The sequence below is a fragment of the Amycolatopsis sp. NPDC003676 genome, assembly GCF_053587275.1.
The window spans coordinates 91,367-113,974 of the sequence record NZ_JBSFNS010000008.1; the positions used below are offsets into that span (position 1 = coordinate 91,367).

Below are 22,608 nucleotides of genomic sequence, written 5' to 3' on the forward strand. Positions count from 1 at the left end.
GGAAACCGTGCGGCACGGGGCGCGCGCGGGAACCTAATGCGGAAACCGCCGCGCCCCCGCGCCGCCCTGGCCGAGGACGTCGTCCGGATTCGAGTACGGGCAGGATTTCAGCGACAGGCACCCGCAGCCGATGCAGTCGGTGAAGCGGTCCCGCAGCGCGGTCAGCTCCTCGATCCGGGCGGTGAGGCGGTCGTGCCAGCGGCGGGAGATGCGCTCCCAGTCGCGTTTGGTGGGGATGCGCTGGTCCGGCAGTTCGGCGAGCGCGTCCTTGATCTCTTCCAGCGACACCCCGACGCGCTGCGCGGTCCGGATGAAGGCGATCATGCGCAGCGTGTCGCGGCGGTACTCGCGCCGGTTGCCGCTCGTGCGCCTGCTCGCGATGAGCCCGCGGCTCTCGTAGTAGTGCAGCGTCGGGACGCTCACGCCGGCGCGTTCGGCGATCTGTCCCGGCTTCAGCCAGACGACCTCGCGCGTGATCTGGGGCATGGCAGCTCTTTCCGTGCTTGACATCAAGTCCGCTTGATGAAGTCCACTGTAAGCACCGCCAGGAAGGCGGCGGTGATCGCGCGGGAAAGGGATTCTGTGACGACTACGACCCTGCGGGTATGGGCCGACGTGTTGTGTCCGTGGTGCTGGATGGGGCATCGCCGCCTCGCGCAAGCGATCGCGGAGTCCGGCGTGCCGGCGCGGATCGACCATCGGAGTTTTCTGCTGGCGCCGGAAGGCCCTGGCCCGCAGCGGCGGCGGATCGGCGAGGTCGCGGCGGTCGAATGGGGGATCAGCGAGGCGGAATGGGGACGCCGCCGGGACCGGATCGAGCAGGCGGGGCGCGCGGACGGGCTGACGATTCGCATGGACACCGCGTGGGCGCTCGATTCCCGGCCCGCGCATCGCGTGCTCAAGCTGGCCGCCGCGCGAGGACTCGCCGAAACTCCTGCGTGGGAAGCCATGTTCGCCGCGCATCTGCGGGACAACCTCGATGTGGCGGATTGGACTGTGCTGGCGGACTTGAAAACTGGATTGGAGCGTGACGAGGTGCTCGCGCTCGGCGAGAATGAGGACTACGTGACGGAAGTGTTGGCGGATCACGAAGAAGGACAGTCGCGCGGGATTCATTCTGTGCCAAAGGTTGTGCATGGCGACCGTCTTCTCGCCGGGGCGCGCAGCGTCGCGGAACTGACGGAATTCGTCCGGTCGGCAGCGAAGGCGGTGGCGTGATGTCCGGGATTCCGACGGTGATGCGAGCTGCCGCGATCGACGAGTTCGGGCCTGCTGAACGGCTGACCGTCCACAAGTTGCCGACGCCGGTCGCGGGGCCGGGAGAAGTGCTGGTGCGCGTCGAAGCTGCTGGTGTTCAGCCGACCGACGTCGCGATCCGGGACGGCTGGACGCCGCCGGGGGCGACCATCGAATTCCCGCAGATTCTGGGCAATGAGTTCGCCGGGACGATCGTCCAGGTCGGCGCTGGGGTGACTGAATTCGAGACAGGACACCAGGTTGCCGGGTTCCGGGTGCTGGGCTGTTACGCCGAGTACGTTAGTGCGCCAGCCAGTCAAGTGACTCTCAAACCGGAGAAGGTCGATTGGCTGACAGCGGGAGCGTTGTCCGCGTCCGGACAGACGGCGCACACTGCGTTGGAGCGGCTCGGCGCACGGTCTGGCGAGACGATCCTGATTCACGGCGCGGCTGGTGGCGTCGGCTCGATGGCGGTTCAGTTGGCGCGTCACCGCGGCCTGCGCGTGATCGGGACCGGCAGCGCGCAGAATCAGGAATATCTCCGCGCACTTGGTGCCATACCAGTGATATACGGCGAAGGCGAAATCGACCGCCTACGGGAAGCTGCTCCAGATGGTATAGACCTCGCTTTCGACACGGCCGGGCACGGAAGCCTGCGCACCGCGGCGGAGATCGTGGCTGATCGCGGCCGGATCGGGTCCATTGTGGAGCCAGCGTTGGCCGCGGAACTCGGCGCACAGTGGATCACCAGCGACCGATCCGCCCGGCGGCTCCGCGAGCTGCTCGACCTGTGTGCGCGAGGCGAACTGCGGGTCACCGTCCGGGCGGAGTACCCGCTCGAGGACGCTGCGAGCGCCCATCGCGAGGTGGCCGTCGGGCACGGTCGCGGCAAGGTAGTGCTGCGGACGAATTAAATCGGTGGACGGGGTCGTCAGGCGCCGTTATGGTTCGCCACGACCGTGACTCGACACCGGGAGGTGAGCCCCATGAACGCTGTTTCGATGTGGGTGCTCCCCGTGTCGTCACGGTCGGGCGACTGACGTAGGGGTTGCCAGGAGCGCCTTGAACAGAAGGCACTCCGAAAGGTGACCATCATGGACACTGTGCGTTTCACCGCGGGCGAACCCGCGGTGAGCATCACCCGGGCCGAACCCGGACTGTGGCAAGCGCTGGACGACGGCAAGCTGGCCGGTCGCGGCGAGGCCACCACCCGCCCCGACGGACGGGTATTCCTGAGCATCGACGCTTGGCACCGCTCCGTCTTCGACCAGCTCGCCCGCGAAATGCTGGCCGCGCTGCCGGACCCGCTCCACACCGTGGTCGACGAGACCGACCGCGAACTGCTGGACGGCTGGCAGCAGGCCGGTCTGACGATCCGCCGGCGCGAGTGGGAGTACGTCGTGCCCACCGACCCGGGCCCGGTTGTCCCGCCGCCGGGCGTCGCGTTCGTGCCCGCCGGATCCGCGGAAGAGGCTCCGTTGCGCGAACTGGACCGTGTCATTCGTGCTGAGGTCGAGGCGACCGTCGGCTGGTCGGAAATGCCAGCTGAGGTCATTCCGCGCCTGGCTGGCGACACTGTCGTCGATCCGTCGAAGTACGCCGTCGCTGTGGAGGACGGCGAGTACGTAGGCCTGATCCGCGTGGTCCAGGTGACGCGCCTGCCCCGGATCGGGCTGATCGCCGTCCGGGCGGATCGGCAACGCCGCGGCATCGCGCGCGGGCTGCTGCTTCATACGCTCGACGTCCTGCACCGAGCGGGGATCAAGACAGCGTCGGCCGAGGTGAACGAGGCGAACGCGGCGGCGACGGCCCTGTTCGAGGGCGTCGGCGCGCGGCGGGCGAACAGCACGGTGGAGCTGATGCGCCATGGCCGGTAAGGGCGGGATCGAAGTCGAGGGAACCGTGGTCGAGTGCCTGCGCGACGCCCGGTTCACCGTCGAACTGGCGAACGGGCACCACGTGCTGGCCCACATCAGCGGCAAGATCAGGAAGAACTTCATCAAGATCGTGCCGTATGACCGGGTTTTGGTGGAATTGAGCCCGTACGACCTCGACCGGGGCCGGATCCTGTTCCGGTACCGGAACTAGTCCGGTCCGTCCTTGCGGTCCCGGTCGGGACCGCAAGGACGGTCAGCTCGTTTTCGCGGTGACGAGCCTGGTCAGCGCGTCGCATTTGCGGCCGAAGTTCGCCACGATGTCGGCGCCGATGATCCGCACCATCACCGCCCGCAGCGGGGTGTCGAGGACGACGCGCTGGGTCAGCTCGGCCCCGCCGGGGACGGCCGCGACGCTCAGCCGGAGGTCCATCCTCCCGAGCGGAACGGGCTGGCAGAGCGTGAACTCGTGTCCGGGCCGCCAGCTCGTGAAGGTGAAGTCCTTCGCGATCTTCGCGTGCACGCTGCCGCGGAACCCGCCGCTGGGGTAAAGGAATCCGGTCGATCCGGCAGTGATCGGCCCGTGCAGGACGACGCGCGCGACGTCCGGGTCCCAGCGCGGCCAGTTCTCGACGTCGGCGAGGACGTCCCAGAGCGCGGCCGGGTCGACGGCGAGGGTCCGGGCGGAGGTTTTGTCCCAAGTCATGCCCCGAAGATATACGGAACTGTCAGTCTCGTAAACTGTGCGCTATGACGCACAACCGGCGCGGACGGCCGCGGGAGCAGGGGATCGACGAGGCGGTGCGGACCGCGGTCAACGAACTGCTGGAGGAGGTCGGCTACCAGCGGTGCACAGTCGACGCGATCGCCGCGCGCGCCGGGGTCGGCAAGGCGGCGCTCTACCGGCGCTGGAAGTCGAAAGCGGAACTCGTGTTCGCGGCCGTCGTGCACGACGACGCACTGGCGCCGCCGCCCGACACCGGCACCCTGCGCGGTGACGTGGCAAGCGTTCTCGCTGACATTCAGTCCGCTTTGGACGGACCGCAAGTGCGAAACGCATTGCCCGGCCTGCTCGCCGACCTCCGCGCCGAAGACGCCCCCACCGCCCGGCTCGGCGAGCTTTTCCTGATCCGGGAACGCGCCTACCTGGCCGAAGTGCTCGACCGCGCGATCGCCCGCGGCGAACTCGTGCGGCGACCCGAAGTGCCCGCAGTGCACGCGATGCTGCTCGGCTCAGTTTTCGCGTGGCTGCACCTTCTGCGCGAAGCGGTGCCACCTGGCGGTCTCGCCGACGCGCTCGCCCCCGGCTTGTACGGTGCCATTATCGAGCTGGGAAAGTGATTTTCCCCCGCCGCCGCAACGGATCCCGCGCTCACCGCCGAGGTCGCGGCGACGGCTTACGACGGGACAGCTCGTCCGCGATTATCGCGTCCAGACGGCTATTCGCACTGCGAAGCACGTGGTATCCCCGGCATGCCACCACGATTACCGCGGCAACGACGACCGCGGCGATCGACAGGACCGGTCCGTGCGAAATCAGGGTGTCCCGGTAGACGCGGGCGAGATACCCCAGCCCGAGCCCGGCGGCGAGAGCATCGAGAAGCGCGAGCGGAACCCGTCCTGGGATGGGCATGGCGGTCTCCTCTCGGGACCCGACCCCAGCAATCTAGGCGACCGGAGGCTCTCGCGAGGACTCCCGACCCGATCGGCCTACACTCCCCGGCCCGCGCGGGCCCTGTGCTAAGTTGACCTGAACTGGGGGGATCGACCTGCGGAAGCGAACCCAGGGGCCGGTAGCTCAGTTGGTTAGAGCAGGGGACTCATAATCCCTTGGCCGTCGGTTCGAGCCCGACCCGGCCCACTCTGCCACCCTTTATGTAGGGTCTGACCTGCGAAAACAGCCTCGAAAACGATCTTGGTCTGAGGTCTCCCGGACGCGCTGGAGACGAGCACAGCGCTGGTAACCCAAGGGATTGTTCGAGTAAGCCTGTTTTCATGACCGCCGTTGAGGCGCCGCTGGAGGTGCTGGAGCCCGATGACATCCGGGAGCTCGTCTCGGACTGGAGACCGCAGCTGAAGGCCAAGAGTCGCGCCGACTCTACGATCGAGGCCTACCTCGACAGCATGGCCATGCTGGTCAACTACTTCGACGACGAAGACATCTCGATGGTGGCTCCCGACATCGGTCGTCGGGAGCTGGAGCGGTATTTCGAATATCTCGGCCAACGGCCGAATTTCCGCACCGGGGAGTCGCTGTCGCACAGTTGCATCGCCAAGCAGTATCGGCGCTTGCAGCAGTTCTGGCGCTGGCTTGAGGAGGTGCCGCACGTCCCGGACAATCCTCCGACGGTCTTGCGCGAAAACGAGTTGAAAGCGCTGCTTGCCACTACGAAAGGGAAAGGATTTGTCGAACTCCGGGACCGGGCGATCATTCTGGTGCTGGTCGACTGCGGAGTCCGGGTCGGCGAACTGTCGCTGTTGACGGTGGCAAATCCAGCGGAACAGGAGCGCGGCAGCTTCGATTTCGACGTCGATGTCGTTCGCGTTCTGGGGAAGGGGCGTCGCGCGCGTGACGTACCCTTCAATCCGGCGACCGCGGAAGCGCTCCGATGCTACTTCCGTGCTCGCGCACGTCACCGGTACGGCAGACGCACCGTCGCGGCCTGGCTCGGCCGCTCCGGCACGCGTGGGGTTTGGGCCGGCATTACGCGGGAAGCAACTTCTTCTGGTACCTCAAGGACCCGGCGGGCAACTTCGCCGAGTATCACAGCGACATGGACTGCATCCCGGAAGACGCGTTGTGGACGCCGGAAGTGCTTGAAGGCGCGCGCGGTCTCTTCACCTGGGGTCCGCCGCCACCACCCTCCCTCCTCGAACCGGAGGACCTGGCGGACCTGATGATCTCCGGGCACGGCTGAGGAAAGAGCAGCTATGCGGCCGAGGTTCGGGACGTCGTGCTCGTCGAACAGACAGCTTCCGAACCGGAACGAACTCCGAGCTGTTGTTTCGCTGCCAGCGGCGGTTACGCGGACTCGATGGAGTGCCGCCCGGCCAGTTCGGCAGCGCGGTCCGCGTCTCGGTTCACGATCGCGTCGACGAGTTCCTCGTGGAGTTTGAGCCGATCGGCCATCTGGCCGATCGTGCCCGGCCCCTCCGAAATGACGGCCACCGTGTGGTTCTGGATGACGTCAAGAAGAGCCAGATAGACCGATCGCAGGATGGGCGACGGCGAAATCTCGGCGATCGCGGCGTGGAGCGCCCAGTTCGCCTGCAAGTAGGCGAGAGGATCGTCCTCGTCCACGGCGTTTCTCATGGGCTTGAGCAGCGATCCCAGCCGCCGCCGGTCACGGCCAGAGGCGAAGCGGACGGCATCGTCGATCACCAAGGACTCCAGCGCGTTCCGCATCCTCAGCGCGTACGCGACATCCTGCCCAGTGCTGTCCAGGGCCAAGACAGCGTTTCCCAAGCGGACCATCGGCGACGGTTGTGCCACGAACAGCCCGCCGCCCGGGCCGGGCCGAACGTCCACGACACCCCGGGAATGCGCTAGCCGCAGTCCCTCGTTGAACGTGCCGACCGACACCTTGCACTTGGCCCGGACTGCTTCCTTGGTGCCGAGCCGCGAACCGGGCTCCATGCTGCGGGCTTGATCGGCAATCGCTTTCGCGACACGTTCAGCACGAGAGGACCCATCGCCGGGCAGCGTGTCGCCTGAAACAGGCGCACGCTCGTTCGCAGTCACGGACGTAGTTTAAGCCTGCGTGCCGTGGGACGATCCTGCCTGGCTCGCCGAGCGCTCGCGAGTTCGAGGAGGCTGACGCGCCGCTCGGGGCGACGAACCTGTCTGAGATCTTGTGGTCCGCTGTGGTCGTTCCGGCGCGCCGACGGCGAGCTTGAGAAGATTGATCGGCAGAACCCCGTTTGACGACCTCTGCGGTGAGGGCGAGGACCTGCTTGGCCCAGCTCCGCGCGATCTCCGACGATCTGCTCGGGTCCGCCGGGTGAGCCCCGCCCGCCGAGGTCCCGGTTTCCGGCCTCGGACGGGCAGGACCCGCACCACCGCGGCCCCGGGGCTAGTGCGGCGGCCGGTCGTCCCCGGTGCCACCCGCCAAGCGCTCGACCAGGTCCAGTTCGACCCGGACGTTGGCGAGAATCCCTTCCACAGTCGGGGATTCCGGCGTGCGGTCGTCGCTCCGGACGGTGCGCACGGCCATCTCCGCGAGCTGGTCGGCCGTCTCCTGGTCGTCCCCGCCGTCCTGGTGCCACCAGGCGATCCAGTTGAGCATGCCGATCACGCCCAGCGCCGCGGTGCGCGCGTTGACGTTGCGGAAGCTTCCGTCGGCGATGCCGCCGTCGATCACCTCGACGAGTTCCTTCAGGACGCGCCGCCGGCTGGCCCGGTAGGACGTGGCGAGGTGCTCGGGCAGATCCGATTCCGAGCGGATCATCAGCCGGAACCGGTCCGGGTCCGCCATCTGGTTCAGCGCCAGCGACCGCGCCATGCGGCGCAGCTTGGCGACCGGGTCCAGGCCTTCCAGCGCGTTGATCTCGTGCAGCAGCTGGGCGGGCTGGTCGGCGATTTCGCTGACCAGCTGGGCGAACAGGTCGTCCTTGCTCGCCACGTAGTGGTAGACCGCCTGGCGGGTCAGGCCGGTCGCGTCGGCGATGTCCTGCAGCGTGGTCCCGGCGACCCCGCGTTCGGCGAACAGCCGCGCGGCGTTCTCCTTGATCTCCCGTTCGACGAGTTCGCGCCGCACGTTCGGGCGGCCCCGACGCTTGGGCGGCGGGTCGGCGGCAGGGGAAGTCATAGCGGCCAAGGCTAGTCCATCACCCGGTGAAGGCCACGAGATCGACACGCTCGCTGGCGAGCGCGCCCGCGGCGACGGCGCGGAACTCGGCGGGCACGTCCGCGACCAGGAGCGCGCCGGTCGCGCGGCGGATCCGTTCGCCGACATCGAGCCGGTCGAGCGTTGCTTCGCGGTCGCCGGGACCGGTCAGCCAGTACGCGGCGGCGGGCGGCAGGCCCGTGATCAGCTCGGCCGCTTCGGGACTCCACGGCCGGACCGAGATCTCGACGGGGAGCGTTCCGGCCGCGGCCCGCAGTGCCTCGGGGGCGGTGCGGCAGGGGAACTGGTGCCCGCCCGAGGCCAGCGGCTGGTCGAGGATCCACTCCGTGACCGCGGCTGGAGAAGGGACCTCGTCGGTCCCGACCCCGCCGAACGCCGCGAGGCCGGGGACGGCGACCTGCGGAGCGGACTCGGCGAACCGGTCGACGGTGACCTTCCCGGCCCGCGTCATGTAGGCGACCATCAGCTGCTCCACGGGCATCGACAAGCGGTCCGGGAACGAGTCCCACCACGCCATCGAGCGCTCGGCGATGTCCTGGAGGTGTTCGACGGCGGGCCGCCGCTCCGCCTCGTACGCGGTGAGGGCGTCGTCGAGGTTTCCGGCGGCGAGCACCGCGCGGTCGAGCGCGATCGCATCCTCCATGGCGAGCTTCGTACCGGAGCCGATCGAGTAGTGCGCGGTGTGCGCGGCGTCGCCGAGCAGCACCACATTTCGCGTGTGCCAGTGGCGGCACCGGATAGTGCGGAACCGGAGCCACCTGGTGCGGTTGCCGATCAGCCGGTTTCCTTGCAAGGTATCGGAAAACGCCTCCTGGAGGTAATCGAGCGACGGCTGGTCGTTCTCTCCGTTGGGAGTCTCGCGGGTGGAAACGTCGAATCCCGCTCGCCGCCACGTGTTTTCGTCGGTCTCGATCAGGAAAGTGCTGCGGTCGGCGGCATACGGATAGGCGTGCGCGACGAACGTGCCGTGCTCGGTGACGACCGGAGTGAAGATTGCCCTCGGCAACGCGAAATCGGTGCCGCACCACAAATACAAGCCCTCGCCTTCGGCCGTTTCCGGACCGAACTCCCCGGCCAGTTCGGTCCGGGTCGCGCTCGAGATCCCGTCGGCGGCGACGATGAGGTCGGCATCGAGTTCTGCCACCGCGCGGCGTTCGCCGAAGCGCAGTTCGACTCCGGCGGCTTCGGCGTGTTTTTGCAGTACGGCCAACAAGGTCGCGCGGCCGATCGCGAGCAGTTCGCCGTGCGCGAGACGTACTTCGGAGTCGCCGACGCGCATCGACATCTCGTGCCCGTGCGCCGCCGCGACGATGCTGTCGAGCGATTCCTCGTCGGCGAGCCGCAGGTTCCGCTGGGTCCGCGACGCCAGGCCGACGCCGAATCCGAAGGTCTTGTCCGGCACGCCCTGTTCGTAGACGGTCACCTCGGCGCCGGGATGACTGCGTTTGAGCAGGCGGGCGGCGTACAGCCCGCCCGGCCCGCCGCCGAGGACGGCGATGGTGTCGAGCTTCATGCTCCGGCTCCTTGCGGGGTCGTTTCGGCCGCGAGCGGCGCCGCTGCGGCGGCCCGGAGGCGTTTCTTGTCGATCTTCCCGACGTTGGTCTTCGGCAGCTCCGGCACCCAGACCAGGCGTTCGGGCCACTTGAACTTGGCGACGCCGAGCGCGTCCAGGTGCTGCTGCACCTCGGGCATGGTCAGGGTCGTGCCGGTCGCGGACACCAGGAACGCGCAGGCCTTCTCGCCCAGCCGCGCGTCGGGCATGGCGACCACCGAGGCGACCGCGACCTCCGGGTGCTTCATCAGCAGCACCTCGACCTCCTCGGCGTTGACCTTCTCGCCGCCGCGGTTGATGAGGTCTTTGATCCGGCCCTCGATCGAGACATGTCGCTTGCCGTCGACGACGTGGACCGCGGCGAGGTCTCCGGTGCGGTAGAAGCCGTCCGAGGTGAACGCGGTCGCGTTGTGCTCGGGCGCGTCGAAGTACCCCGGGATGGTGTACGGGCCGCGGCAGCACAGCTCGCCGACGGTGCCGTCCGGGACTTCGGTTTCGGTGCCCGGTTCGAGGATCCGGACCTCGTCCGAGGGCGCGATCGGCGTGCCGACGGTCGTCCTCCGTGCGGATTCCGGATCGCCCGACCGGCCGACCAGGAACATGCCTTCCGACATCCCGAACATCTGCCCGGCCCAGCGTGTCCCGCCGTCGTCGACCCGCCGGAACAGTTCCGCCGGCACCTTCGCTCCCGACAGCATTGTGCCCCGGAGCGTGCGGAGGACCGGGTCGAATTCGGCGGACCGGACGGCCTGGTAGTGGCCGTGCCCGATCAGCACGTCGGTCACGCCGTGCTCAGCCATCAGCGCGAACGCGGCGACGTGGTCGGGGGTGGCCAGGACGAGGGCCGCGCCGACCGAATGGGCGCCGTGCAGCGCGCACGAGATTCCGGCGTTGTGGATGATCGGGATGAGGTGCGCGAGCCGGGTGTCGGCGTCCCAGCCCAGTGCCTGGGCGTAGAGGAGGGCGTTGTTCCAGTACTCGGCGTGGATCCGGGGGATCACCTTCGGCACTCCCGTTGTCCCGCCGGACAATTGGAACACCGCGACGTCCTGAGGATCGGTTTCGGCCTCGACGCTTTCGACAAACGCCCGCGCCTTCGCCGGATCGAGGTCGGCGCCGAGGTCCTCGATGCGATGTGTGCCGGGAGCCGCCGCACCGACGGTGAGGACGGTGCGCAGCGTCGGGTGCCCGTCGGCGGCGCGCCGGGCGAACTCGACCAGATCGAATCCGAGCCCGGCTTCGACCAGATGCGCCACCGCGCCGACTTTGCGGCTGATGTGGCCGATCTCGTGCATCCGGTGCTGCGCCAGCGTCGCCACCGGCACCAGGCCCGCCTTGAGGCAGCCGTACCAGGCCAGCACGGTCGCCGTCCGGTTGGTCGCCTGGAACAGCACCGGATCGAGCCGACGCAGGCCGAGTCCGCCGAGTGCGGCGGCGATCCGGTCGGTGCGCTCGTCGAGCTCACGGTAGCTGAGCGTGCCTTCGGCGGTGATCAGCGCGGGGCGATCGCCGTGCCGCAGCGCGGATTCGTGCAGCCGCGCGCTGATCGGCGCGTCGCTCCATTCGCCGCTGGCCCGGTAGCGGCGGGCGCGATCGGCGGGGTACGGGACGACTCGCCCGTCCCAGTCGGATGCGGTCACTGAACGGCTCCTCAGTCGATCGGCGCGGCGGGCAGCAGCGCGGTCAGTTCGCCGACGTGGTCGGGGTGGTCGGCCGGGACGACTCCGGAGTAGACCGCGGACCAGCAGCCCGGGCAGCACTGCTGGCGGAACACGACCTCGGCGTCCACGTACTCCGACGGAGCGGAGACGACCTGTGGTCCCGCCGTGCTCGACGGCCCCTCGTAGCGGGCCAGCGAGAGCTTGCCGGATTTGGTGTCGCCCAGCAGCCGGCCGCAGTGCGCACAAGCGATCACGCGGGCCTCGCCGATGGAGACCTCGGCCAGGTTGTCGTCGATCCGGCGCGCGTTGCGCAGATCCACCGTCGCCTCTTGGGAAAGCGGCGTCTCGGAACGGTCGCGCCGCTCGTCCAGCATGCTCGCCCGCAAGTCGGCGGTAGCCGCCTGGTCGAGTTCGCCGTTCGCGATCACGACGCCGTAGTTGGTGCGGGCGCCCTCGGCGGTCACCTTGCCGTTGGTCACGTCCCAGGCCACCGCGTCGGCCTCGCGCCGCAGCGGATCGCCGTAGCCTCCGCCGCCCTGCCAGTGCATGTACAGCACCTCGCCGGGAGCCAGGTAGCTCTCCGCGTAGCAGGCGCCGATTTCCTTGGTGCCGTTCAGTTCGTCGAGGCTGCCGGGCAGTTGACCCGAAGAGAGCAGTTCCTGCACCCCGGAATCGCGCGCCAGGATTTCGAGACCGGTGTTGCCGGGGAGACCGCCGGCGAGGCCACCGTTCTGCGCTACCGCCTTCCCCGCTGAAGCGAACACCAATCCCATCGGCAAGCTGCTGCCGTACGGGGTGACCGCGAGCGAAGCGCTCACCCCGCCGCGCATGCGGCCCGGACCGCCCGAGTCGGGCTCTTCCCGGCGCCAGAGCGTCAGCAGCGGGTAGAGGAATTCGGTCATTTCGGTGTCCGGGATCCGGCCCATCGGGATGCAGAACAGTCCGCCGGTGTCCATGCCGTCGGCCACCGGGCGCGCGCCGTAGCCGCCCGCCATGGGCTCCATCATGATGTTCAGGAACGGCACCGGCTGCTCGCCGCGCTGGTCCAGCCCGGCGACGATGGCGGTGTCCCAGGTGCCGCAGCACGAGGCCTGGACGTTCTTGCCGAGGTCGACGTCGCGGTCGAGCATCTGCGCGAGGCATTCGGCGATCAGGTTCCCGGTGAGCCAGGCCGGTCCGATCGGGCCCCGGCTGACCGCGGCGGGGAAGGTGGCGTTGTTGATCGTGCCTTCTTCGGAGATCAGGTCGAAGCAGCGCATCAGCCCGCCCGCGGCCCACGGGATGTCCCCGGCCAGGATGGGCAGCAGCGCGAGCATCACGCCGCCGCGCATGCCGGCGTAGGTGCAGTTGATCACGCCGGTCTGCGGGTCGGTGCCGGTGAAGTCGAAGATCAGCCGGTCGGCGGACTTGGTCATCGCGACGGTGATCTTGTGCAGCCCGCGGTCGCCGGTCGAGGCCTGGTCCTGGTAGCCGGTGGCCTTCCAGGTCCCGTCGGGCAGCCCGCTCAGCTTGGCGCGCAGCCGCGATTCGGAGTCGTTCATCATCCGCTTCATCACGGCCTTGACGGTGTCCGCGCCGTACTGCGCGATCACTGCGAGGAGCCGGTCGCGGCCGACGGTGTTGGCGCCGATCTTGGCGCGCAGATCGAGGCCGACGAGCATCGGCACGCGCGAGCGGCGGGTCCACGCGTCGGCGACGTCGCGCTGCAGGACGCTGTCGCGGACCACCTTGATCGGCGGTGTGGGCACCGATTCGGAGAAGACGTCCTTGGCCCCCGGGTCGAACGAGCCGAGGCCGGAGCCGCCGAGATCCGGTTCGTGGCAGATGGCGCTGGTCCACGCGAACAGCTTGCCCTCGTGGAAAATCGGCTGGTACACGATGACGTCGCTCTGGTGCAGCCCGCCGCCGACCCACGGGTCGTTGCAGAGGAACATGTCGCCGTCGGCGATGCCCGGGTTCTCCGAGCGGTTCTCCAGCGTCCAGTAGATCGCGAGGTCGACCGCGCCGACCAGCATCGTGTTGTAGAGGCCCACCTGGACCTCTTGGCCCACCTCGTCGCTGACGGCGAAGTCGAAGTCGTTGGCGTCGGTGACGATCGGGGAACCGGACATGCGCTTGAGCGCTTCGCCCATCTCGTCGGTGACCGACCACAGCCGGTGCCGGATGACCTCGTAGGTGAGCGGGTCGACGGCGTCGATCTGCTCCTGGGTGACGGTGTGCAGGGGGACGGTGCCGCCGACGGCGCGGCTGAGCGCGTCCGGGTCGAGCGGGCGGCTGGAGAAGATTTCCGAGCCGGGGATCGGTGCGGTCATGCCAGTTCTCCTTGGTCGCTCAGGCCCGCTCGAGCGCGATGTGCAGGTTGCCGAGCCGGTCGATGGTTCCGGTGGTGTCGTGCGGGACCACGACGGTGGTGGTGGGCACCTCGATCACCGCGGGACCGCGCAGCACGTGGCCTGCCCGGAGCTTGGTGTAGTCGTAGATGGCGGTGTCGGCGTAGCCGCGGCTGGCGCCGAGGCACACCTTCCGGGTTCCGGTGAGAGCCGCGGCGGCGTCCGCGGAATCGGCCTTTTCCAGTTCCGGCAGCGTCGGCGAAAACGGCAGGACGCCGGTGCCGCGCACGCGATAGGTGATGGCCTGGATGCCCGCCTCGCGGAATCCGCTGTCCTTGCCGTAGAGCGCGGCGTAGCGGGTCTCGAACAGATCCGCCGCCTTGGCCACGTCCTCGGCGGCCAGTTCTCCGTGGGGGATCGAGGTCGCCACCTCGGCCAGCTGCATCGTGTAGCGCATGTCAATCTCTCGCTCGATTTCGACGGACGAGAACTGCATGCCCTGCCGTTCGAGCAGCGCACGGACCTCGGCTTCGAGCTCCTCGAAGTTGCGCTGCACGCGGGCCGGGTCCAGCGGAAGCGCCGCGGGATCGGAAAGTTCCTTGGCCAGCACGATGTCCGACGAGGCGAGTCCGTACGCGGAGAACGCGGAGGCGACTTGGCCCAGCGGCACCACGACATCGGTCGCGCCGATCTCCTGCGCGTACAGACCGCAGTGCGCGGGCCCGGAACCGCCGAAGGCGTAGACGATGAAGTTGCGCGGGTCGTGTCCGGCCTCTACCACGGTTTTCCGCAGCAGGTCGCCGGTCTGTGCGTTCTGCACCTCGTAGATCGCCGCGGCGGCTTCTTCGACGCTCAGCCCGAGCGGCTCCGCGATGCGGGTGCGGATCGCGTCGCGGGCGAGCCCGACATCGAGCGCCCGTCGCCCGCCCAGGAGACCGCGCTCCGGAATGATCCCCAGGACCAGGTTCGCGTCGGTGTTCGTGGGTTCGGTGCCGCCGTTGCCGTAGCAGGCCGGGCCGGGGACCGCTTGCGCGCTGTGCGGGCCGATCTGCAGATTGCCGCCCGCGTCGATCCATGCGATCGCGCCGCCGCCGGAGCCGATCGCGTGCACTTCCAGCGTGGGCACGTTGATCGGATGGTGGTTGATGATCGTGGTCGACGACCGCACCGGTTCGCCGTCGACGACGAGCCCGGCCAGGAAGGTGGTGCCGCCCGCGTCGGTGGCGATGATGTTGCGGTGGCCCAGTTGCTCGCCGAGCGACACCGCGCCGACCACGCCGCCGGTGAGCACCGAGCCGACCGTGGAGATCGCGTTGCCCGGAGCCTCGGCGGCCGCGACGGCACCGCCGTTGCTCTGCATCACCAGCAGCGGTCCGGACAGGTTTTCCTTGCGCAGCTTGCTTTCCAGCTCGCCGAGGTAGTCCCGGAGGCCGGGCCCGACCTGGGTGCTCATGATGGTGGTCGCGTTGCGCGCGAACTCGCGGATGCGCGGGGACACCTCGCTGGAGATCGCCACGAACAGGCCGGGGTCGATCTCGTGCGCGATCTCCCGGATCCGCTGTTCGTGCGCGGGGTTGCGGAACGACCACAGCAGGGACACCGCGATCGCCGAGATGCCGTCGGCGACGAGGGCGCGCACCGCGTCGCGGACCTCGTCCTCGTTCAGCGGGACGACGACCCGGCCGTCGCGGTCGACGCGCTCGGTGACCTCCAGCGCGTGGCGCTTGCGGACCAGTCCGTGCGATTTGCTCTGCGCGATGGGGTTCTGGAGTTCCTCCGGAGCGCGCCCGAGATAGCGGCCCTCGACGTTCATGATGTAGATCGAGTCGCGGTGGCCCTTGGTCGTCAGGAAGCCGATGTCCGGGACGCGGTTCATCACCAGCGCGTTGAGCGACGAGGTGGTGCCGTGCGCGATGTGGTGGGTGTCCGCCAGCATCTCCGCCACCGGCACGCCGAGCTGCTCCGCGAGCACGCCGAGCACGTCCATCACGCCGTCGGAATAGTCCGGCGGGGTCGAGGGGGTCTTGCCCGCGATCAGCAGGCCTTCGCCGTCGTCGAGGACGGCGTCCGTGAACGTGCCGCCGACGTCCACTCCGATTACGTATGCCATCCGCTCTCCCTTGAGCTGACTGATCCAGGTGACTCAGATCACTGGTTCGACTACTACGACGATTATTCGACGCTGACGCAGAAGAAGTCAAGCGGAACGGCTTGACTGATCGACGCTCGCGTCGAATACTCGTCACAGACGCAAGGAATTGAAGGGATCCTCATGAGCACCCACCGGATCGGGCTCGTCGTACCGAGCAGCAACGTCACCGTCGAGACCGAGATGCCGGCGCTGCTCGCGAGGCACTCCTCCGCGGACTTCTCCTTCCACTCGACGCGGATGCGCATGCACACCGTCTCGCCGGCGGGCCTCGCTGCGATGAACGCCCAGCGCGAGCGATGCGTCATGGAGATCGCGGACGCTTCGCCGGAGGTGATCCTGTACGCGTGCCTGGTGGCCGTCATGGTCGGCGGCCCGGGGGAGCACCGGCGGGTCGAGTCCGCCGTCGCCGAACAGCTCGCCACCGGCGGGTCCGAGGCCCTCGTCCGGTCCAGCGCGGGTGCGCTCGCGGAGGGCCTGCGCGCGCTCGGCGCCCGGCGGGTCGCCCTGGTGACGCCGTATCTGAAGCCGCTCGCGCAGCAGGTGGTCGAGTACCTCGAAGCCGAGGGTTTCGAGATCGCCGACTGGCGCGCGCTCGAAGTGTCCGACAACAACGAGGTCGGCTGTATCCCCGGCGACCGGGTCATGGCGGCCGCGCGGTCGCTCGATCTGTCCGATGTGGACGCTCTGGTGCTCAGCTGCTGCGTGCAGATGCCCTCGCTCAGCCTGATCGAGCCCGCCGAGCAGGAGTTCGGGATTCCCGTCCTGTCCGCCGCGACCGCGGGCGCGTACAGCATTTTGCGCAGCCTCGGCCTCGACGTCTCGATCGACGGCGCGGGCAGCCTCCTGCGCGCCCACGCCACCGTCTGAAAAGGAGAACCGGCATGTCCGAAGCACATCTGGTCAAGGGCGTCGACCACGTCGCCTTCCCCACCTTCGACCCGGCGGGGACAGTCCGTTTCTACCGGGACACTCTCGGTTTCCCCGTGGTGCACTCGATCTGCGCCGCCGGCTGGGGTCCGGAGCAGCACCCGGACTTCATCCACTTCTTCTTCGACATCGGCAACGACGACCGGCTCGCGTTCTTCTACTACTTCGGGCTTGAGCAGTTCGACGGCGGCCCGCAGGGCGACGTGTACGCGAAGTTCTCCGAGGACGTGCCGCTGTTCTTCGTCCGCTCGCGCCACCTCGCGATCCACGTGGACAGCGAGGAGCACCTTCTGGAGTACCGCCGCCGCCTCGACGGGAGCGAGTGGCCGGTCGAAATGCAGATCCAGCACGAGACCATCGAGTCGATCTACACCCACGACCCCAACGGCTACATGGTCGAGATCACCCGCGCCCTGCGCCCGGTGACGCCGCAGGAGGACCTCGACGCGAACATCACCATCGACGCACTGGTCGACGTTGTGTCCGGCCCCGCGCCGTCGATGGACGCGCTGCTGGTCCGGAAGGCTGAGCTGATCGTCGAGCGGGCTTCGGCTCCGGAGGTGCCCGCGCGATGACCGCCGTGTTCTTGCTGGACGTCCCAGAAAACCAGCCGATCGTGGCTGTTGCTGCCGAGGCCGACACCGTCACAGTCGACCGGGTCGGGTCCTATTTCAAAGTCAGCGCACCAGGCCCGATCGTCATCGATCGCCGCGCCACCGGCTGCCGCCACGCCGTTTGGTACAGCAGCCTCGCGGGCCTGCTGGACGCGAAAATCACCCAGTGGGACAAGGACGCACTGCGGCTGGAAGAACGATGACCGCGCGTCTTGGAGCCGGACGGTACATCGATGCGGCCGAAATCCCTTCCGGCACAATCACTTCCGCGCACGAACTCGCCACCGCCGACGGCGCGAAGATCTCCGGCGTGCTGCGGACACTGCCCGGTGCCGGCACGGTCGTGTCGATCATGCACCCCCGCATGGACACGACCCACCACGTGCTCGTCCCGGAGCTGCTGGCGCGGGGTTTCGCGGTGTGGACGCAAGGCACCCGATCGCCGAACAACGACCTGAACCTGATCCACGAACAGGCGCTCCTCGACGTCGCGGCCGGACAGGTTTTCCTGCGGGACAAGGGATTCGCTTCCCGGATCACCCTAGGCCACTCCGGCGGCGGCACCCTGTTCGCCTTCTACCACCAGCAGGCCGGGCTCGCCCCGGAGCACCGGATCGCCACCGCCCCGTCCGGCCGCCCGGTCGACCTGGCGTCCGCCGATTTGCCTCTTCCCGACGGTGCCGTCTTCCTCGCCCCGCACCCGGGACAGGGCGCGCTGCTGCAGCGGCTGATCGACCCGTCCGTCGCCGACGAAGCAGACCCGCTGTCCGTGCTCGATGACCTCGACCCGTTCGCGACGGCCAACGGTTTCGCCGTCCCCCCAACGTCTTCCGCCTACTCCGCGGACTTCGTCGAGCGCTACCGCGCCGCGCAAGCGGACCGGATCGCCCGGATCGACGCCGAAGCCCGCGCCCGAGTCGCGCTCGCCGACGAGGCACGGGCCCGCTTCAAGACCACCCAAGACCCCGCGGACCGTCGGGCTTCGGTGGCACCGCGGGTGCTCACGATCTACCGAACCGACGCCGACCTGCGTTTCGTCGACCTGTCCCTCGACCCGAACGAGCGCCCGTACGGCTCGCTGTTCGGCCGTCGCCCCGACCTCACCGACTACGGCCTAGTCGGCTTCGCCCGCCTGGTCACCCCGGAAGCGTGGCTGTCGACCTGGTCGGCGAACACGACCAACGCCGACTTCCTGCGCTGCGCTCCCGGCGTGCGAACCCCGTCGCTGTTCGTGGAACTCACCGGCGACGCAGCCTGTTTCCCGGCCGATGCGAAGGCGATGGTCGCCGCACTGGGCACCGACGACGTCGACCATCGCCGGGTTGCCGGAACCCACTTCGGCGGCCCGCTCCGCCCCGGCGAACCCACCGGCGCCAGCCTCGCGGCGGCGGAGATCGGCGAATGGCTCGCGGGGCGCTTCCGCGGATGACGAAGGCGCGACTGGTCCCCGGCCTGAAAGACAAGACTTGGGCGCCGGATGCGCGACGCCTGCCTGAAACATTTCTTCCTGTAACAGAAGGAAGTATGCGACAGAATGATCATTGCGGCGAGGTTGCGATGGCAGTTGCGGAGGAAGCATCGCGATTGCCCAGCGGCAACGGGAGGACCTAGGAACGCCTCCTCGCCTCAAGCGTGCCGATTCGGGTCAGTTCTTGCTCGGAGCTTCCGCCGAGGTGTCGGCTTGATCAGCTGAGTCCCCACATTCGGCGAAGCTCGCGGACGAGAAAGAGCGATGCCGCCCTGCAGATGCGAGTTTGCGGCGGGCTCAGGTCGCGTGACCGTTTACTGCTGCGATTGGCCAGCGGGCTTCCCGATCAGCCGAGCCGATTCCATCGGGGCTCAAAGCCTTCAGCCGGTCGCGTGAGCCCCACGGGGGATTCGAACTCACGCCGGTTGGCCTGCGGAACTGCCGTCGAGGGTAGCTGCGCGATCGAAGTATGGACCCGCTGACCTGCGAAAATTGCGGCTGGACGCCAATGCGGGTTGGGAATGTCGCGGTATCTCACCGAGGGTTTCGAGGTCGCCGGAAGGTGCTGCCCAGGCCGGGCTGGGTGCGCGCTGACCGGTTCTCGGCGGCGGGTGCACGGTCGCCGGTTTTGTCAGGGTCCGGGCGTACTGTTTTCGCTGTGAACGATGCGCTTGCCCACGAACGTCTCGCCGAAGTCTTGGACCTCATCGACCGCTGGGGAGCCTTGTACGAGCGTCGCTGGGGAAAGAATCCCCCCTTTGAGGAGGATCCCCGCCTCGCTGCGGCGCTGGACGAGGGACGGGACACTGTGCGAGCCCGCACGAAGCTTGCCCATGACGTGATCTTGGCGATGGGCGAGGACGCTCTCGCCGAGAAAGTGACCGAGCACGAGGAGGGGATGTACGGCGGGCATCCGTTTTCCCAGGCTCGCGTCGCGATCGTCGAGGCGATGGCGATCTTGTCTCAGCGGGAGGAGTTGGCTGAGATCATCGGACCGGTGGGGCCGCGGCTGGTCGCCTCCGAACTGCATCCAGTGATCTGGGGTGCCGCGGCTGCCTTGTGGGACGACGGGCACCACCGGGCCGCAGTCCAGACTGCGGCGACCGCTTTGGAGGGGCTGCTGCAGGGCTTTGCCGACCCGGCCGTAGCGGGCGAGAGTCTCGGCGGTCTCTTCTCTGTATCTGATCCGGGACCGGGATCGCCGCGCCTGCGGATCGTCGGGTTGGACGTGGCTTCGCGGACAGGGAAATCAGCCCACGAAGGTGCCGCTGCCTTGGTCCGCGGCGCATTCCTGGCTGTACGCAACCTCGTCGCGCATCCAGGATGGCCGGATCCAGGCCCGCGGGAAGCGTTGGAGATGCTGGCGACCTTGTCCTACGCGGCTCGTTTCGTCGACCTGTCCGCGAGAGTGGAGGCGGAGTGAGCAGTTCTCTCTTCGACCGAGTCCAGGCGCTGCGCGTCGTTCGTGACGGAACGATGTCGGTCGTTCTCACAGACGGCACGGCAGCGACCATGCCGTTAGCGCGGGAACCCTTCGAGCACAGCAGCGCCTTCGCATCGTCGACCTACCTGCCGCAGTCGCGCGAACTGCAGGTGGTGACGAGGCGAGGCGACACGATCGTTTTCGAAACGCCCGCACCCGATGACCTCGCGCCGGTCAAGGGGCGTCCGACGATCTATCTCGACCAGAACCACTGGAGCGCACTGGCCAATGCGGTTCACGCGCCCGAGCGAGTGCCAGATGAACGAGAACGGACAGCCGCGCTCAAGCTCATCCAGATGGCCACTGATCGCGAAGCAGTACTGCCCTTGTCGTCCGCGCACATGGCGGAGTCCTGCAAGCAGGTCGATCTCGAGAAGCGGTACCCCCGTGCGCTGACGATGCTGCGGTTGTCAGCCGGATGGCAGCTTCGCGATCCCTTGGCCCTGCGGAGTTTCGAGCTGCGCCAGGCTTTGACGACCAGATATCGCAACCGGTGTCTCCCTCCCGCGGCGGCGGTCACCCTCGAGCCCGATGCCATCCATGCCGCACGCGATAAGACGCAGGCTGAGGCACCCGGAGATCTGCCTTTGGAACTGGGGTGGGTATTCCACGCCATTGACTGCATCGGCGGTATCGCCGACACAATGCTCGACGCTGACCACGTCCCGATGAACCCGGTTCCCGGCTGGGCGGCGGGTTTCCAGCAGTTCACCGATTTCTTGAAAGACAACCCGAGCAGCAAAGAGATGAAACGCGGCAGGACGCACGCGAAGTTCATGGATGACACGCGCGGCGAACTCGCCGCGGCGGCCATTGAAGTGGGCGTTACTGCCGAGGAGTTCTCCGAGTGGTACCTCGACCACAGCGAGGACGACGTGTCCCGCATGCCCGCGCTCGGTCTCTTCCGCGAAGTGCTCCATGAAAAGCTCTCGACCGGGACCGTTCGCTGGGAAGGCAATGACCTCTTCGACATGATGTACCTGACCGCGGGCGCAGCCTATTGCGATCACCTCGTGGGGGAGCGATCCCACTCCTCTCATCTCGGCAACGCACTTCGCCGCCTCGACCGCCCCGGCAATGTGCACCGGAGCCTTAGATCCCTCATGGAGCAGATTTGAGCTAGGCCACGGCAACCCATAAGAACTCAGTCTAGGTCGCTGGCCAGGCCGGAGAGGTCGGCCCGGCCAGCTATGACGTGCTGGGCGGGTTGGTTCAGCCGCGTGGCCGACGTTGCTTTAACACGTCGTAGACACCTGGATTGGCCTGCACCCACTGGTCGCGCCGAAACCCCGGAACGTCCACATGCGATGCCTCCCGCGAGCAGGCCATGACCGTCGGCTCGACGGGAATGCTGACTGCCTCCGGCGGAAAACTCGCCAGCAACCATGTCATGGCGAAGCACCTCAAATACCTTGGCGTTCTGACAGGACGGAAGTACCTCGCTGACAGGGTGCTGGTGCACGGGAGGTTGGTCGGCCGGGTTCAGGCGGATTCGTTGGTGCCCTTGTCCGACAGCGTGTCCGTGCCGCGGTGTTCTGTTGAGGGTTGTGCGAGCCGGAATGTCTGTGCTGTTTCGGTGGCGGCCCAGTTGCCGAGCAGGTTGAGGCTCTCGGCCGAGGGACTGGCGGGTTCGGCGGTGTAGGCGGTGAGGACGAGTCCTGGTGCGGCGACGAGTTCCATGGAGTCGTAGGCGAGTTCGAGGTGGCCGACGACGGGGTGGTTGAAGGTTTTGACGCCGCCTTTGTGGGAGCGGACGTCGTGGGCTCCCCAGCGGGTGCGGAAGGCTTCGCTGCGGGTGGCGAGTTCGCCGATGAGTTCGGTGAGGGCGGGGTCGTGCGGGGCGCGGCCGGCTTCGGTGCGCAGCAGTGCGACGGCGACGGACAGTGCGCCGTCGTGGTCGGGGTAGTAGTCGGCGGCACGGCGGTCGAGGAAGTCGAACCGGGCGATGTTGCCGCGGTGCGCGGGCTCGTCCAGGACGGGGGAGTAGAGGGCTCGGCCCAGGGCGTTGGCGGCGACGATGTCGAGCCGGCCGGTGCGCACGAACGCGGCGGCGCCGACCATCGAGTCCAGGATCCGCTGCACGCTGGCGGGGATCTTCGGTGCGGTTCGCCGTGGCGGTGTGCGTACTGGTTTGGCGGCTCGGGCGAGGTTGAACAGGTGCTGGCGTTCGATGTCGCTGAGGTGCAGGGCGCGGGCGACGGCGTCGAGCACGTCTTCGGACACGCCGGCGATGTGGCCTTTCTCCAGTCGCGTGTACCACTCCGGACTGACCCCGGCCAGGACGGCGACTTCCTCGCGGCGCAGCCCGGGCACGCGGCGCCGTCCGCCTCCGGGCAGCCCGACCTGCTCGGGGGTCAGCTTCGCGCGCCGGGTCAGCAGGAAGTCCCGGATCTCTTCGCGGTTGTCCACGCCAACCACGGTACGTCGCGGGGGTCGCGGCGAGGGGGGTTGAGGTTGTACCCCC

Annotated in this window: 23 protein-coding genes and 1 tRNA gene; 13 read left to right on the plus strand and 11 right to left on the minus strand. The window is 68.2% G+C overall.

The genetic code is table 11. The features are described from left to right. Positions 1–33: 33 nt before the first annotated feature. Positions 34–486 (minus strand): redox-sensitive transcriptional activator SoxR, encoded by a 453-nt coding sequence (gene soxR, locus ACWDNU_RS07320; RefSeq protein WP_344284167.1) that lies wholly within the window; start codon positions 484–486, stop codon positions 34–36. A 96-nt stretch (positions 487–582) separates the two neighbouring features. Here soxR and ACWDNU_RS07325 point away from each other — a divergent pair, with 96 nt between their 5' ends. The 4 genes from ACWDNU_RS07325 (at position 583) to infA (ending at position 3,324) form a co-directional block, all read left to right on the plus strand. Then, positions 583–1,218, plus strand: a complete 636-nt coding sequence (locus ACWDNU_RS07325; RefSeq protein WP_449668130.1) for a DsbA family oxidoreductase — start codon at positions 583–585, stop codon at positions 1,216–1,218. Then, on the plus strand, positions 1,218–2,150 hold the full coding sequence (locus tag ACWDNU_RS07330; RefSeq protein ID WP_449668131.1) for an NADP-dependent oxidoreductase: 933 nt from the start codon (positions 1,218–1,220) through the stop codon (positions 2,148–2,150). Before ACWDNU_RS07325 ends, ACWDNU_RS07330 begins: the two co-directional genes overlap by 1 nt. Before the next feature lie 180 nt (positions 2,151–2,330). Continuing rightward, complete coding sequence (locus ACWDNU_RS07335) at positions 2,331–3,113, plus strand: GNAT family N-acetyltransferase (protein ID WP_449668132.1); 783 nt, start codon at positions 2,331–2,333, stop codon at positions 3,111–3,113. Further along, positions 3,103–3,324, plus strand: a complete 222-nt coding sequence (gene infA, locus ACWDNU_RS07340) for a translation initiation factor IF-1 (protein WP_116202922.1) — start codon at positions 3,103–3,105, stop codon at positions 3,322–3,324. Before ACWDNU_RS07335 ends, infA begins: the two co-directional genes overlap by 11 nt. 42 nt (positions 3,325–3,366) lie before the next feature. Here the strand turns inward: infA and ACWDNU_RS07345 are convergent, their stop codons facing one another. Then, positions 3,367–3,816, minus strand: coding sequence for an SRPBCC family protein (locus ACWDNU_RS07345; protein ID WP_449668133.1), 450 nt, complete (start codon positions 3,814–3,816; stop codon positions 3,367–3,369). Positions 3,817–3,860: 44 nt separating this feature from the next. On the opposite strand from ACWDNU_RS07345, the gene ACWDNU_RS07350 reads away from it, so the two are divergent. After that, positions 3,861–4,451: a TetR/AcrR family transcriptional regulator gene (locus tag ACWDNU_RS07350; RefSeq protein WP_449668134.1), complete on the plus strand. Its 591-nt coding sequence runs from the start codon at positions 3,861–3,863 to the stop codon at positions 4,449–4,451. 31 nt (positions 4,452–4,482) lie between these two features. On the opposite strand, the gene ACWDNU_RS07355 is transcribed toward ACWDNU_RS07350, so the two are convergent. Next, a complete protein-coding gene (locus ACWDNU_RS07355; RefSeq protein ID WP_449668135.1) occupies positions 4,483–4,743 on the minus strand; it encodes a hypothetical protein in 261 nt (86 codons plus the stop codon). Positions 4,744–4,897: 154 nt separating this feature from the next. Between ACWDNU_RS07355 and ACWDNU_RS07360 the strand changes: the two genes are divergently transcribed. Continuing rightward, a tRNA-Ile gene (locus tag ACWDNU_RS07360) sits at positions 4,898–4,971 on the plus strand. 134 nt (positions 4,972–5,105) lie between these two features. Beyond that, entirely contained in the window at positions 5,106–6,008 is a 903-nt protein-coding gene (locus ACWDNU_RS07365; protein ID WP_449668136.1) for a tyrosine-type recombinase/integrase, read from the plus strand. Positions 6,009–6,132: 124 nt separating this feature from the next. Here ACWDNU_RS07365 and ACWDNU_RS07370 read toward each other — a convergent pair whose 3' ends face one another. From ACWDNU_RS07370 to ACWDNU_RS07395, 6 genes are all read right to left on the minus strand, one after another. After that, positions 6,133–6,852, minus strand: a complete 720-nt coding sequence (locus ACWDNU_RS07370) for a FadR/GntR family transcriptional regulator (protein ID WP_449668137.1) — start codon at positions 6,850–6,852, stop codon at positions 6,133–6,135. Between the two features lie 331 nt (positions 6,853–7,183). Next, complete coding sequence (locus ACWDNU_RS07375; protein ID WP_449668138.1) at positions 7,184–7,918, minus strand: TetR family transcriptional regulator; 735 nt, start codon at positions 7,916–7,918, stop codon at positions 7,184–7,186. A gap of 19 nt (positions 7,919–7,937) precedes the next feature. Beyond that, entirely contained in the window at positions 7,938–9,470 is a 1,533-nt protein-coding gene (locus ACWDNU_RS07380; protein WP_449668139.1) for an FAD-dependent monooxygenase, read from the minus strand. Next, entirely contained in the window at positions 9,467–11,149 is a 1,683-nt protein-coding gene (locus tag ACWDNU_RS07385; protein ID WP_449668140.1) for a (2,3-dihydroxybenzoyl)adenylate synthase, read from the minus strand. Before ACWDNU_RS07385 ends, ACWDNU_RS07380 begins: the two co-directional genes overlap by 4 nt. A gap of 11 nt (positions 11,150–11,160) precedes the next feature. Further along, positions 11,161–13,482, minus strand: coding sequence for a hydantoinase B/oxoprolinase family protein (locus ACWDNU_RS07390; RefSeq protein ID WP_449668141.1), 2,322 nt, complete (start codon positions 13,480–13,482; stop codon positions 11,161–11,163). A gap of 19 nt (positions 13,483–13,501) precedes the next feature. After that, positions 13,502–15,610 carry a hydantoinase/oxoprolinase family protein gene (locus ACWDNU_RS07395; RefSeq protein ID WP_449668142.1) on the minus strand — a complete coding sequence of 703 codons (2,109 nt, stop codon included), beginning with the start codon at positions 15,608–15,610 and terminating at the stop codon, positions 13,502–13,504. Between the two features lie 162 nt (positions 15,611–15,772). Between ACWDNU_RS07395 and ACWDNU_RS07400 the strand changes: the two genes are divergently transcribed. The 6 genes from ACWDNU_RS07400 to ACWDNU_RS07425 all read left to right on the plus strand — a co-directional run bounded on the left by ACWDNU_RS07400 (position 15,773) and on the right by ACWDNU_RS07425 (position 21,262). After that, complete coding sequence (locus ACWDNU_RS07400; RefSeq protein WP_378312111.1) at positions 15,773–16,519, plus strand: maleate cis-trans isomerase family protein; 747 nt, start codon at positions 15,773–15,775, stop codon at positions 16,517–16,519. Between the two features lie 14 nt (positions 16,520–16,533). Then, entirely contained in the window at positions 16,534–17,154 is a 621-nt protein-coding gene (locus tag ACWDNU_RS07405) for a VOC family protein (protein ID WP_449668143.1), read from the plus strand. Next, complete coding sequence (locus tag ACWDNU_RS07410; protein ID WP_378312107.1) at positions 17,151–17,396, plus strand: hypothetical protein; 246 nt, start codon at positions 17,151–17,153, stop codon at positions 17,394–17,396. The genes ACWDNU_RS07405 and ACWDNU_RS07410 overlap by 4 nt, the downstream gene beginning before the upstream one ends. Beyond that, on the plus strand, positions 17,393–18,622 hold the full coding sequence (locus ACWDNU_RS07415) for an alpha/beta hydrolase (protein WP_449668144.1): 1,230 nt from the start codon (positions 17,393–17,395) through the stop codon (positions 18,620–18,622). Before ACWDNU_RS07410 ends, ACWDNU_RS07415 begins: the two co-directional genes overlap by 4 nt. Positions 18,623–19,319: 697 nt before the next feature. Next, positions 19,320–20,084, plus strand: coding sequence for a TIGR02391 family protein (locus ACWDNU_RS07420; protein ID WP_449668145.1), 765 nt, complete (start codon positions 19,320–19,322; stop codon positions 20,082–20,084). Next, positions 20,081–21,262, plus strand: a complete 1,182-nt coding sequence (locus ACWDNU_RS07425; protein WP_449668146.1) for a hypothetical protein — start codon at positions 20,081–20,083, stop codon at positions 21,260–21,262. Before ACWDNU_RS07420 ends, ACWDNU_RS07425 begins: the two co-directional genes overlap by 4 nt. 94 nt (positions 21,263–21,356) lie before the next feature. Here the strand turns inward: ACWDNU_RS07425 and ACWDNU_RS07430 are convergent, their stop codons facing one another. Further along, positions 21,357–21,536 carry a hypothetical protein gene (locus ACWDNU_RS07430; protein ID WP_449668147.1) on the minus strand — a complete coding sequence of 60 codons (180 nt, stop codon included), beginning with the start codon at positions 21,534–21,536 and terminating at the stop codon, positions 21,357–21,359. Between the two features lie 90 nt (positions 21,537–21,626). Then, positions 21,627–22,553, minus strand: a complete 927-nt coding sequence (locus tag ACWDNU_RS07435) for a helix-turn-helix transcriptional regulator (protein WP_449668148.1) — start codon at positions 22,551–22,553, stop codon at positions 21,627–21,629. Positions 22,554–22,608 lie beyond the last annotated feature (55 nt).

Coding starts and splice junctions, on each gene's coding strand:
- ACWDNU_RS07365 (WP_449668136.1), top strand. CDS start 5,106: ATGACCGCCGTTGAGGCGCCGCTGGAGGTGCTGGAGCCCGATGACATC.
- ACWDNU_RS07430 (WP_449668147.1), bottom strand. CDS start 21,536: ATGACATGGTTGCTGGCGAGTTTTCCGCCGGAGGCAGTCAGCATTCCC.
- ACWDNU_RS07375 (WP_449668138.1), bottom strand. CDS start 7,918: ATGACTTCCCCTGCCGCCGACCCGCCGCCCAAGCGTCGGGGCCGCCCG.
- ACWDNU_RS07415 (WP_449668144.1), top strand. CDS start 17,393: ATGACCGCGCGTCTTGGAGCCGGACGGTACATCGATGCGGCCGAAATC.
- soxR (WP_344284167.1), bottom strand. CDS start 486: ATGCCCCAGATCACGCGCGAGGTCGTCTGGCTGAAGCCGGGACAGATC.
- infA (WP_116202922.1), top strand. CDS start 3,103: ATGGCCGGTAAGGGCGGGATCGAAGTCGAGGGAACCGTGGTCGAGTGC.
- ACWDNU_RS07350 (WP_449668134.1), top strand. CDS start 3,861: ATGACGCACAACCGGCGCGGACGGCCGCGGGAGCAGGGGATCGACGAG.
- ACWDNU_RS07395 (WP_449668142.1), bottom strand. CDS start 15,610: ATGGCATACGTAATCGGAGTGGACGTCGGCGGCACGTTCACGGACGCC.
- ACWDNU_RS07330 (WP_449668131.1), top strand. CDS start 1,218: ATGTCCGGGATTCCGACGGTGATGCGAGCTGCCGCGATCGACGAGTTC.
- ACWDNU_RS07390 (WP_449668141.1), bottom strand. CDS start 13,482: ATGACCGCACCGATCCCCGGCTCGGAAATCTTCTCCAGCCGCCCGCTC.
- ACWDNU_RS07400 (WP_378312111.1), top strand. CDS start 15,773: ATGAGCACCCACCGGATCGGGCTCGTCGTACCGAGCAGCAACGTCACC.
- ACWDNU_RS07345 (WP_449668133.1), bottom strand. CDS start 3,816: ATGACTTGGGACAAAACCTCCGCCCGGACCCTCGCCGTCGACCCGGCC.
- ACWDNU_RS07410 (WP_378312107.1), top strand. CDS start 17,151: ATGACCGCCGTGTTCTTGCTGGACGTCCCAGAAAACCAGCCGATCGTG.
- ACWDNU_RS07335 (WP_449668132.1), top strand. CDS start 2,331: ATGGACACTGTGCGTTTCACCGCGGGCGAACCCGCGGTGAGCATCACC.
- ACWDNU_RS07355 (WP_449668135.1), bottom strand. CDS start 4,743: ATGCCCATCCCAGGACGGGTTCCGCTCGCGCTTCTCGATGCTCTCGCC.
- ACWDNU_RS07405 (WP_449668143.1), top strand. CDS start 16,534: ATGTCCGAAGCACATCTGGTCAAGGGCGTCGACCACGTCGCCTTCCCC.
- ACWDNU_RS07380 (WP_449668139.1), bottom strand. CDS start 9,470: ATGAAGCTCGACACCATCGCCGTCCTCGGCGGCGGGCCGGGCGGGCTG.